This window comes from Methylophilus sp. DMC14 (genome assembly GCF_056314085.1).
In genome coordinates this window covers 52,596-64,515 of the sequence record NZ_JBQUZA010000008.1, presented here as the reverse complement: position 1 = coordinate 64,515, position 11,920 = coordinate 52,596, and the positions used below count along the sequence as shown (strand labels likewise).

Genomic DNA, 11,920 nt, shown 5'->3' with positions numbered 1-11,920 from the left:
GGAGATGCCATCAGGGACTCGTTTGGTGTTGCACTCAATCATTAAAATTTAACAAACTGTGACTCATCAATATCGGCCGCCGCAGTCGCGACATGCAGTGGTGCTTTACTGCTGGCTGGTGTGGTCACTTTTTTAACGCTCTTTTTCACTGCAGCTGAAAAACCACCACTGCCTTCGGAACCTACCTTAAAGTAGGAAATCAGTTGTTGCAGTTGCTCAGCCTGGCCACTCATTTCCTCTGCCGTCGCGGCCAGCTCTTCACTCGAACTCGCGTTTTGCTGGGTGGTTTGGCTCAGTTGGTTCATGGCAGAAGTAATCTGTAAGGCACCACTGCTTTGCTCTTCACTCGCCGCATAAATCTCTTGTACCAAATCACTGGTTTTGTTGATGCTAGGCACAATCTCATCCAGCAAGTCACCAGCACGTTCTGCCAGGCCCACGGAGTTCTTGGCCACTTCACCAATCTCTTGCGCAGCGACCTGGCTACGCTCGGCTAGCTTGCGTACTTCTGCCGCAACCACAGCAAAGCCTTTACCATGCTCGCCCGCACGCGCAGCTTCAATCGCTGCGTTCAAGGCCAGCAGGTTAGTCTGGTAGGCAATGTCATCAATAATGCTGATCTTGTCAGCGATGCTCTTCATGGCAACCACGGTATCTTTCACCGCTGCGCCGCCTTCGTTGGCGTCTGTAGCGGCTTTACCGGCAATGCTATCGGTGACTTTGGAGTTTTCGGCGTTCTGGTTAATAGACGCACTCATTTGCTCAACAGAGGCAGAGGTTTCTTCGACAGAGGCTGCTTGCTCATTAGTGGCCTGGCTGATACTTTGTGCGGTGGCACTTACTTGCTCAGAGGCACTAGCGATATTGTCGGCAGAGCCTCGCACTTCAGAAATAATGCCGGTCAGGCGGTTCACCATATTGTCGATGGCAAACAAAATGCTGCTGTTATCATTGGGGCGTAAATCCGTCTTAACAGTTAAATCCCCTTCAGCGACACGTTTCACAATGCCTGCGGCATAGGCGGGCTCACCACCAATTTGAGTCAACAATTGTTCGACCATTTGCTTCATGGAATACAACATACTGCTGGTATCGCCTGGCTTGGTTTCTACTTGAACGGTGTAGTCGCCAGAGGCCACCGTTTTGACCACAGAAGCTGCATAATCAGGTTCACCGCCCAGTTGTTTAAGCAGGCCTGAAGTAATTATCCAGCCGACGACCCCTGCAATAGCGATGATGATCGCGGCGATAGTGAAAGCAACCAAGCTGGCTTGTGCTTTAACTGCTTGTGCCTTTTCAGCGCCCTGTTTAGCCAGCCCTACGTTGTAATCAAAATCCTCATTAAGTACGTTAGCCGCTTCATCTGCCAACCCCATCAATTCGGCAGAGGCTTCACGCGCCTGCTCAGATTTATTGGCGCGGGAAAGCGCAATGATTGCGGGCGCATGCGACATGTACTGCACAAACAAATCACGACTTTTGGTGACCAGCTGTTTATCTTTTTCATCGGCCACATTGTTTTGGATGTAATGATCAAATGCCTCTAGTGACGCTTTTTTATGCTCTTCAATTTTGGCCTCTGTGTCATCTAAGGCCTTGATATCTCTAGCATCAGTGACAATATGGCGATTTAACTGGATACGAAAGCGCAAAGTGTGTTTGCGTATCTGATCCAGATCAATCAGGCTGGGGATGGAGTTCACGTTAGCGACATTGACAGTGTTAAACACTTTCTCCATTTGCGTGCTCGCCATGATGACCAAGCCCACCATACCAACCACCGCAGTGAATATTAAAAACAGCATTTTTTTTGCAACAGTCAGTTTCATATCTAACTACCTTTCGTTTTTATGGATTTACAATCCAAAAGTTCTTTTAGCGCTTTACTTGATAAAGCCCTTTATCATTACTCAGCAGCAGTGCTGACGTTACTGCCTGCCAGCGTGGCAATTTCATCCACCGACAGTACGCTGTTCACATCTAAAATAATTACAAACTTGCCATCAATTTTGCCCATACCTTCAATAAAGTCCGCACGGATATTGGCACCAAAGCTTGGCGCAGGCTCAATATTGGCCGCTTCAATATCCACCACTTCATTGACAGCATCGACCATGACACCAACCACTTGCGTCGCCTCTACATGTGCAACTTCTATAATGACAATGCAGGTTTTACGTGTGATATCGGCACTAGGCTTGCCAAACCTGGCAGCCATATCAATCACCGGCACCACTGCACCGCGCAGGTTAATGACGCCGCGAATAAACGCTGGCATTTTGGGGACCTCGGTTAATTGCCCATACTCAATAATCTCTTTGATATTGAGGATATTGAGGGCAAAGGTCTCCCGCCCAAGGACAAAGGTGAGGTACTGCTGAATCCCGTTTTCTAACACTGCTTGCTGCGTTTTTGGTGGCTCTGCCACACTCAGTTCACTCATGACTTTTCCTTTCAAGGTTGTCGGCAGTTCTCGCAAGCTCGCCAGTAGGCTGCTGCAAATGTCGACAATCAATATTCCTTAGAACTTTACGAACTGTGCTTCATCGACTTGAGCTGCATAGTCGTTAGTTGACTTGGCACCAGTCACATGACCAATCGTTGGTTTAGAGACTTTTTTGATCACCTTTTTAGTGGCTGCCGAGACCAGATGATCATCCACCCCCACCTTGAAGAATCCAATCAGTTGTTGCAGTTGCTCAGCCTGACCGCTCATCTCTTCAGCCGTCGCCGCCAGTTCTTCACTGGAGCTGGCATTTTGCTGGGTCACCTGGCTCAGTTGATTCATCGCAGCCGTAATCTGCAAGGCTCCACTGCTTTGCTCTTCACTTGCTGCATAAATCTCTTGTACCAGATCACTGGTTTTGTTGATGCTAGGCACGATCTCATCCAGCAAGTCTCCGGCGCGCTCTGCCAGACCCACGGAGTTTTTCGCCACTTCGCCAATCTCTTGTGCCGCCACCTGGCTACGCTCAGCCAGCTTGCGCACTTCTGCCGCCACCACAGCAAAGCCTTTGCCATGCTCACCGGCACGCGCCGCTTCAATCGCAGCGTTCAAGGCCAGCAGGTTAGTCTGGTAGGCAATGTCATCAATAATGCTGATCTTGTCAGCGATGCTCTTCATCGCCACCACCGTGTCTTTCACCGCAGCTCCACCCTCGTTAGCATCTTTGGCTGCTTTACCGGCAATGCCGTCGGTCACTTTGGAGTTTTCAGCATTCTGGTTAATAGATGCGCTCATTTGCTCGACTGACGCAGAGGTTTCCTCGACAGAAGCGGCTTGTTCGTTGGTGGCCTGGCTGATGCTTTGCGCCGTCGCACTCACTTGCTCGGAGGCACTGGCAATATTGTCTGCAGAGGCCTTGATCTCATTAATCACCGTGCTGATTTTTTCAGACATGGTTTTCATGGAGGCCATCATCTGGCCGATTTCATCATTGGAGGTCACTTCAACGGTTTGCGTTAAATCCCCATTGGCAATGGCATTAGCAGAAATCACAGCGCTATTGAGTGGGCGGGTGATGGATCTGATGATAAAGAGCGCGAGAGCCAATACAGCAAACGAAAGTAAACCACCCACAATCAAGCCAGTTGTCACAGCGCTAGATTTAACTTCAATCGCATTTTCAGCCGAGGCTTTAGCCAATGCCTGGTTGTAAGCCATATGCTCATCAATCGCAGCATTCAACTCTTCAGCCACTTTTGCATTTGAAGTTAAAATAGCAAGCGCTTCTTTTTGCTTACCTTCTCTCGAGAGCTTGATGACTTCAGTCATACCAGGTAAATAAGCCTCATAGCCTTTACGCACACGGTCTAACAGCTCTTTATCTTTTGCATCAAAGATGTTCTCGTTGCTATATTTCACCAGGCCATCTTCAACACCTTTTTTCGCCTCGTTAATCGCAGTTTCAATGGCAGTCATCGCATTTTGATCGGTATTCAGCACATGGCGATACACCCTGACCCGCAATTGACCAAACTTCTTCATGACTTCGTTTAAAGTACTGATGCTTGGAATCCCGTTCACGTTGGCATTGTTGGTCGCTTCAAACACTTTTTCGAGACTGCTGTAGTTGAGGCCGATCAAACTAAATAGTCCAAGAACTGCAATAGCAATCATGAGTGATATTTTTTGAGAAACTTTCATTACAAACCCGCCTTCTTTAATTAATAAATTGTTTGGTTAAATCGCTGGAGCTTACTTAACTGTCGAGAAGCGCCTGTTCTTTTATGCTTTCCATATTGGCCAGTTGCATCATGCGCGGCACATCCAATACCAGTGCCACGCTGCCTGAGCCAAGAATGGTGAAGCCACCAATACCTTTGACGTTCTCAAACACCTTACCCAGGGGTTTAATCACAGTCTGGAATTCACCAATCAACTTATCCACCACTAATCCTATTTTTTGGTTTGCATACTGCATCACAACGATGTTTTGCCGTGCAGGAGGCTCACCTTTACTTTCGAACTCATCCCTGAGTTTGAGGTAAGGCAAGACCTCGCCCCGCAGGTTAATAAAGTTTCTTTGATCATTGACAGAGGATTCATAATCCGCTGCAGAAAGCTCAATACATTCCACCACCATATCGAGTGGGACCACGTAAGAAGAGTCGGCCACGCCCACGAGAAAGCCATCAATAATAGCGAGCGTCAGTGGCAGGCGGATGCTCATGGTGCAACCCAAGCCAGGCCGCGACTGGATATCAATGGTGCCGCGCAGGGCCTGAATATTACGTTTGACCACATCCATGCCCACCCCGCGGCCAGACAGGTTGCTGACGGCGTCTGCGGTAGAAAAGCCTGCTTCAAAAATCAGGTTATAAATGTCTTTGTCACTGAGTGACTGCTCAGGGCTGACCAAGCCTTTGTCTATGGCTTTGGCCAGAATCTTGTCGCGGTTAAGGCCCGCGCCATCATCACTGACTTCAATCACGATGCTGCCGGAGTCGTGGAAAGCATTGAGTTTGAGCGTGCCATAAGCGGGTTTGCCTTTGGCAACACGCACCTCGGCCGATTCAATGCCGTGGTCCATGGAGTTGCGTACCAGATGCGTGAGTGGATCACTGATTTTCTCCACCACGGTTTTATCGAGTTCGGTTTCTTCGCCACTGATCTCCAGGCGGATATCTTTACCCAGCTCTTTGCTGACATCACGTACCACACGGTTAAAGCGGCTAAAGGTGGCGCCGATTTGCACCATACGCAAGGCCAGTGCTGAGTCACGCACTTGCTCCACCAGCGTAGAGATATTGGAAGTGGCTTCATTCATGGCGCTATCACCGATCTTATTGGAAATCAGTGTGGCGCCGGCCCCTGCAATAATCAGTTCGCCCACCAGATTGATCAGCTCATCCAGCTTGTTGGCATCAATGCGGATATAGTTGGATTCGGCATTTTTGGTTTCTTTGACCTGACGCTGTTTTTCCAGCGCCGCATTGACCACCGCGGGTTGCACCAGTTGCTCATTGACCAGTGTCTGGCCGATGGGCTGCTTGTCGCCAGTTGCAGGGTTGGCCTGTTTGGCAAGCGCCGCCTCTAGCTCATTGGGCGTCAGTGTGCCGCACTTGAGTAAAATCTCACCCAGTTTCATGTCTTCATTGGAGAGGCGGTCGATCAAGTCGATATAGTGCTGAATCTGCCCATGCGGCGGCAGGATATGAATCTCGCAATCATCACGCACAAAATCAAAAATACCTTCGATCTCGACTTTGCTGGCCTGACTTTCGTAACTGATTTCAAAACCCAGAAAGCAGCTTTCGGCATCCATGTCTTCGAGTGCAGGCAGGGCTTGCGTGAGGGTGACCATGTGCACAATGCGGCCCATGGTATTCATGTAACGCAAGAAGCTGAACGGATCCATGCCACTGCGGAAGGTATCCGGGCCGAAGCGCAAGGAGAGATGCCAGCAACCGGTTTCTGCGGTGTCCATACTTTCTAGCGCGCCCGGCTCGGTAGCGGCAGTGTCACTTGCAACCGGCAACTCAGCCACGGCTTTGGCCGTCTGCTTGGCTTCCAGGTAAACATTGAGCCGGTGAATCAAACTGTCGTTGACCACCAGGGTGTCGGCATCTGGGGTAGTGCCTTCGGCCACATGATCAATCAGCTTGCTGATAAAGTCGCCCACTTCAAGAAACAGGGCCACGATCTCTTCAGTGACTTCAATTTCACCATTCCGCACTTTATCCAGCACGCTTTCAGCCACATGGGTGAAGCTGATGATAAAGTCCAAGCCAAACAAGCCGGCCGAGCCTTTAATGGTGTGGGCCGCACGGAAGATGGCATTAATCTTTTCTTCGTCTCCGGGATTCTGTTCCAGCGTCAGCAGCGCTTCTTCCATCTGCTGTAGCAAATCACGGCTTTCAATGATGTAAATCTGCAGGGATTCATCTAGTTGCATCTTGTTTCCTCCTTAAATAGTGGTCTCAAGCGGCAACTTCTGTCAGCACCTGGGTGATGCCAAAAAAGCCAGCGGTGTCAGAGAGCTCAATCAAATCCATGACCGCATCACTGGGATTTGCAAGTTGGAAATCCACCCCATGTGAAAGCGCATGCAAGCGGATCGCCATCAAAATCTGCAGGCCGGCCGCATCGACTTCGTCCACCTCTGCCAAATCAAGCTGCAAGGGCAAGGTCTTGCTTAACTCGGCCTTCACCTGGGCCATGGTCTCTGCCGCGTTGTAAATATTTAATTCACCACTAAAGGTCAGCGCACAACGCGCTTCATTGGTATCAATCATGACTGGCATACTGGAACTCCCTAAGATAGAAAATCGATGGATGGCTGTGGGCGATGCGCTATGGCAACACCAGCTTGGACACGGCGTTCAACAATTGTGGCGGTTGGAAAGGTTTCACCATCCATGCCTTGGCGCCCCCGGCCTGACCCTGCATCTTTTTCTCTTCGGCACTCTCGGTTGTGAGCATGATTACTGGCGTAAATTTATAGGCGGGGATTTGCTTGCTGGCTTTGAGGAACTCAAGGCCGTTCATATTGGGCATGTTCACATCACTAATGATGAGGTGGATTTTTTGCCCGTTTAGCTTGGTCAGTGCGTCCTTGCCGTCTTCGGCTTCAATCACATCGTAACCTGCCCCTTTGAGGGCGGTGCCAACTACGGATCGCAAAGAAGAAGAGTCATCTACAATAAGTATGGTTTTTGCCATGGCTAATTCCTTATTATTTAAAGCGTTTAAAAGAAAGTGATGTCATCTGCATCGTTGCTAGTGCTGGCCGGTGGCGCGGCACTCGCAGTGAAAGATTTTTTGCTGGCGCCTGCAGTTGGCCTGGAGCGCTTGTCGTGAATCTGGGTTTGCTCACGCATGGTGTAAGTGGACTTCAGTTGTTTTAACCATTCATCGACACCACCCAGTCCTTTCACATCGTCCACGCGCTGATTCAGTTTTTCGATATCCTGCTGCACATGGCCCAACATTTGACTGACGCGGTCTTGAAACTGTAATGAATACAAAACATGATCGATCTCTTGGGCCACATGCTGGCTTTCTTTCACCATCTGCTGGCTCTCTTCGACCACCTCATTCGCGGTATGGCCAAATTTATCCAGCACCGTATTCACAATCTGCTCTGCCTCGATCAAGGTTTGCGCATCTTTCTTTTCAAACTCTTTTGAAACTTGCGACACATTTTTAATCGCTTGCGACACGCGATTCACGGTTTCAGAAATATGCGAGCCGGTGCGACCAGCATCTGAGGAAAGTCGTTTCACGGCATCCGCCACCACAGCAAAGCCTCGGCCGCGCTCACCTACACGCGCGGCTTCAATCGCCGCGTTCACAGCGACCATCCCGGTTTCCTTGGCAATGCGGGTCACGATATCCGCCATATCCAACAGCTCTTTGGTATAACTGGACAAGGTAGACACGGCCTCTAGCAGCGTCTGCTTTTCTTCGATGCTGTTTTTGAGCAAGGCAATCACCGTGGCTAACTGCTCCTGGCTTAAATTGAGCAATTCAAGCAATTGCGCATTACTCTGCGATTGCCCATGGCTGGTGACCGTACGTACACTTTGCGACAACCCAGCAAACTTGGCACTCAATTCATCAATTGAGCTGCTGGTCAGTGTTTTTGCAGCGTGAATCTGATCCGCCCACAGCGGCAACACCGATAGGCACAACTGCTGTAATTCTTCGTTGTGAAATTCAGGCATATCATTGCTGCTTGCGGTGTGATCGTAATAATTTTGCATTCATGTGATCCTTACAGTAGTGCCAATGAAATTACATTTGTTTAACTCAATTTTAAGAGACTCCCTGACGCATTAATCCCCTAATAAACGTGGGTTTATTTGTCCTAATCTAACGCTTGAGCATAGGCCTAAAGCCTAGAGTATTTATGGCGTTATAGAGAGACGAGCGGGGCATAACTGCAACGTGAACTATTCACGTTAAAACAAGGAATTAGCTATGAACACGCAGGAAATCAATATCAAACGGACCTTGTTGAAATTCGTCTTCATGATGATTATCAGCATTACCTTGACCGTTGGCTGTCTGATCTGGATGACGCATAAAACCTACTTCTCACGCGGAGTCATCACGAACACCTTGATCCCAAATATGGAGGCGCTAAACGAGGTTAGAACAGAAACCCTGATGCTGATTGCCGATGTAAGAGAGTCGCTCAGGACGCAGGATTTATATAAGCGTAATCATGTCCTGCCAGAAATACTGAACAAGCTCCATGTGCTGACTAACAAGGTGGAGCAATTGAAACAGCTCCCAGCAATCAACTTGCAAAATGCTAGGTTGATTGACGAAATACAGAGCAACTTCCATCTTTTTAAGGACGAACTCAACCAGTTACTCATTCAACAACCGATAGATAAGTCAGAGGCCTCAGTGACAACACGCTTTACACCGGTGTTTCATGCTGGGAAGGCGACGATAGACAGCGTGGACACCGCACTGGCCGGGAATCTTTCGCAAACCTGGCAAGAGTTCAAGTCACTGGAGTATCTTGAATTTACCAATATCGGCATTTATCTGGTCAGTATGCTGCTCCTGCTGGGAGTGTTGTATTTTGCGGGCAAAAAAACCTATGCAAGGATTCTGGCAGTGTTGGGGTCAGAGCCCAATGAATTTATTGGCGTGATTAATGGTTTGCTGGAAGGCAAGCAAACCCAACCACAACCAGTTCCAGAAAACAGTCTGATGTTCAGGCTGCAGCAGTCCTTGCTGTTTGACAAGGAAACCGGGGTATTGAATAAACTGGGCTTTTTACACCATTATCCGCAGCGTTTTTCTGCAGATCAATCCATCGTTGCGACCATGATCAGGGTACAGTCACTCGAGGAGTTGTCAGAGTTTATCGGGCCTGCTAGCACGGCTGAATTATTGAACCAGTTTTTGGCCAGGCTGCAAGAAAGAGTCGTGTCAAACAGTCTGATTGCGCGCGTCGCGTCTTCAAGTTTTCTGTGGGTCAGGGAAGAATGCGGGGACGATAAAAAGCTGGTGACCGAAATTGAAACCCTGATTACACGCCTGCAAGCCCCTTATTCACTGGGCATACGCACCATCAAGATCAAGACTTTTGCCGGCATCATGAAGCTGCCGCAAGATACAGAGAACTTCAAGCTCTTGATCCCCTACACGACGCTGACGGCGACCAAAGCGGAAAAAACACTGCAGCAATACCTGTTTTTTGCCCCGGGCTTTTTACAAGAGTCTCTTGATTATATTGAAATGGAAGCTGCACTGTCGCATGCGCTTGAAAACAAGGAGTTTGAAATCTACCTGCAACCGCAAGTGGATATTCGTGACAATCGGATTGCCGGTGCCGAAGCCTTGATCCGCTGGAAACATCCACTCAAAGGCTTTATCCCGCCAGATAAATTTATTCCTGTGGCTGAACGCAATGGGCAAATTCTGGAGATTGGCGACTGGATTCTGAATCAAGGCATTGCTTATGCCGTCGAAATCAATCGTGCTTGCCATGACATGATCCCGATTTCAATCAATTTATCTTCACACCAGATTCAGGCACCGCTGTTTTTTGACAGCTTGCAACAAAAATTAAACCATTGGCAGTGCAATCCGGCCTGGATAAAACTGGAGATCACTGAATCTGTGCTGCTGGAGAAAAGTGAAGAGGTGCTGAAAACCCTGCTTCAGGTCGCATCACTGGGCATTACAGTTTCGTTGGATGACTTTGGGACAGGCTATTCCTCACTGAGCTATCTGACCAAATATCCAATCAGCCAGATCAAGATAGACCGGGCGTTTATGAACGACATTCCCTTACATCTGGACAATACCGAGCTGGTGAAGGCCATCGTCAAACTGGCCGAAATTCTGCACTTTGAAGTAGTAGCAGAAGGCATAGAGTCTCTGGAGCAATTAAATTTTTTGAATACTACCTCGTGCAAACTGGTGCAGGGCTATTACTTTTATAAGCCCATGCCTTACAGCAGCTTCAAGACCCTAGTGGCTGTTCCCAACAGCCCCAATGAGTAAGCATCGCTCAAGTAAACCCCGCACCTAGCTTGCGACTCGCCAACCAAAACTGATTAAAACTGATACAACAACGTCAACCAGCCCTTGGTGGTATCAGGCTTGCGTGAGGTCGCGGTGAGGCTGCTGCCTAGCGTGTCATCCTCATAAAAGCGCGCATATTCAAATTTGGCCTGCAACTTGGGCGTGTATTGATAAGCACAGGAAACATCCCACTCGTTACCATAATGATCGCCCATGCCTGTCGGTGTTTGATAGCGCTGGTCGGCATACATGGTGTGCCACTCGGTATGCAATGTCCACTGCTCAAACTTGCCGCCTAGCGTCAAATAGCGGTCTATCATGCCTTGTCTCGGTGTGGTGGTGAACAAATCGGTCCAGCCCTGAAAAGGATGCAAGGTGGCAAAAGGCGTTTGAAACGCATATAAGCCGCGGTTACTCGATAGAATTTCCTGATCGATCCTGGCAAACCATTGTTTGTAACCCAGCCCCAAGCCCATTCTGCGATAAGACACATCAATGGCGCTGGCGCCGCCCTGATAGGCGGTTTGCCGGGCCAGCTCCAGCGTATGCAACCAGCGCCAGTCAGGGTGCACCTCGATTGCGCCATCAAAACGCAAGCCAATATCCTTGTGCGAACTATTCAAAACGCCGGTATTCTGGCCTGTTTCAGGCTGATCCATAAAATAGCCGTAAGCGGTGACACTCGCCTTGGGCGCATACTGATAACTGGCATGCGCAATATCAAAATTGGTATTACGGTATTTGCCTGTAGACTGGCGCAAATGCTCATAATGCCCCAGCAAAAACTCGGTATTTGCCAGCGAGTGATTGGTCAAGGTCAGCCCGTCAAACACTTGAGACGATTGCCTGAAAATAATATCGCCCACATAACGGGTATTATCAATCCGGATGATTTGCCTGCCTAACCGCACTTTGCTATGAGGAATACCGGTGTAATCAATAAAGAGCTGGTTAATATCCGTGATTTCAGGATCTTGTACCGTTGGCAGCGGACTGGAATGATTGCGCCCCAGATTGTTATCGTAAAAATCCTGATTCAAATGGCTTACATTGATCAACTGCGCCGTGACACTGAGGTCTTGGTAAGGCGCGGTTTGCCATCCGAGCAAGGACTGCAAGGTCAATGCGTTGGCGTCGTCTGGCTTGTTGGCCTGGTCTACATATTCATAACGGAACCGGAATTGTGATACCGATTTGCCCTGATTAATCGCCTCATACATACTACTAACGCCACCTTCCTCTGCATAAATCGCAGAATGAAAAGTCAGCAAAAGGCCCAACAAAAGACGGCTACCTTGCCAAAAAATATAATGAATGGTTATCACCCCATTAATGAATGGGGTCAATATTAACGAAGATGATAGCTAGTAAAACCTTACATCATCGTTTATAACTCACCTTATTTTTTTTAATTGATAGCAAAGC

General features: G+C 48.7%; 9 protein-coding genes. 1 reads left to right on the top strand and 8 read right to left on the bottom strand.

All coding sequences use genetic code 11. The features are described from left to right. Positions 1-41 precede the first annotated feature (41 nt). The 7 genes from ACT53C_RS13755 to ACT53C_RS13725 form a co-directional block, all read right to left on the bottom strand. Complete coding sequence (locus ACT53C_RS13755; RefSeq protein WP_476146882.1) at positions 42-1,829, bottom strand: methyl-accepting chemotaxis protein; 1,788 nt, start codon at positions 1,827-1,829, stop codon at positions 42-44. 77 nt (positions 1,830-1,906) lie between these two features. Then, positions 1,907-2,443 (bottom strand): chemotaxis protein CheW, encoded by a 537-nt coding sequence (locus ACT53C_RS13750; RefSeq protein ID WP_476146880.1) that lies wholly within the window; start codon positions 2,441-2,443, stop codon positions 1,907-1,909. Positions 2,444-2,521: 78 nt separating this feature from the next. Further along, entirely contained in the window at positions 2,522-4,147 is a 1,626-nt protein-coding gene (locus ACT53C_RS13745; protein ID WP_476146878.1) for a methyl-accepting chemotaxis protein, read from the bottom strand. A 55-nt stretch (positions 4,148-4,202) separates the two neighbouring features. Next, entirely contained in the window at positions 4,203-6,398 is a 2,196-nt protein-coding gene (locus tag ACT53C_RS13740) for a chemotaxis protein CheA (protein WP_476146876.1), read from the bottom strand. A gap of 25 nt (positions 6,399-6,423) precedes the next feature. Continuing rightward, positions 6,424-6,747, bottom strand: coding sequence for an STAS domain-containing protein (locus ACT53C_RS13735; RefSeq protein WP_476146874.1), 324 nt, complete (start codon positions 6,745-6,747; stop codon positions 6,424-6,426). 49 nt (positions 6,748-6,796) lie between these two features. Beyond that, a complete protein-coding gene (locus ACT53C_RS13730) occupies positions 6,797-7,165 on the bottom strand; it encodes a response regulator (protein WP_194747259.1) in 369 nt (122 codons plus the stop codon). Positions 7,166-7,191: 26 nt separating this feature from the next. Then, entirely contained in the window at positions 7,192-8,169 is a 978-nt protein-coding gene (locus ACT53C_RS13725) for a methyl-accepting chemotaxis protein (protein ID WP_476146870.1), read from the bottom strand. Positions 8,170-8,425: 256 nt separating this feature from the next. On the opposite strand from ACT53C_RS13725, the gene ACT53C_RS13720 reads away from it, so the two are divergent. After that, positions 8,426-10,474, top strand: coding sequence for a putative bifunctional diguanylate cyclase/phosphodiesterase (locus ACT53C_RS13720; RefSeq protein WP_476146868.1), 2,049 nt, complete (start codon positions 8,426-8,428; stop codon positions 10,472-10,474). 53 nt (positions 10,475-10,527) lie between these two features. Here the strand turns inward: ACT53C_RS13720 and ACT53C_RS13715 are convergent, their stop codons facing one another. After that, positions 10,528-11,778 carry an alginate export family protein gene (locus ACT53C_RS13715; protein WP_476146866.1) on the bottom strand — a complete coding sequence of 417 codons (1,251 nt, stop codon included), beginning with the start codon at positions 11,776-11,778 and terminating at the stop codon, positions 10,528-10,530. Between the last annotated feature and the right edge of the window lie 142 nt (positions 11,779-11,920).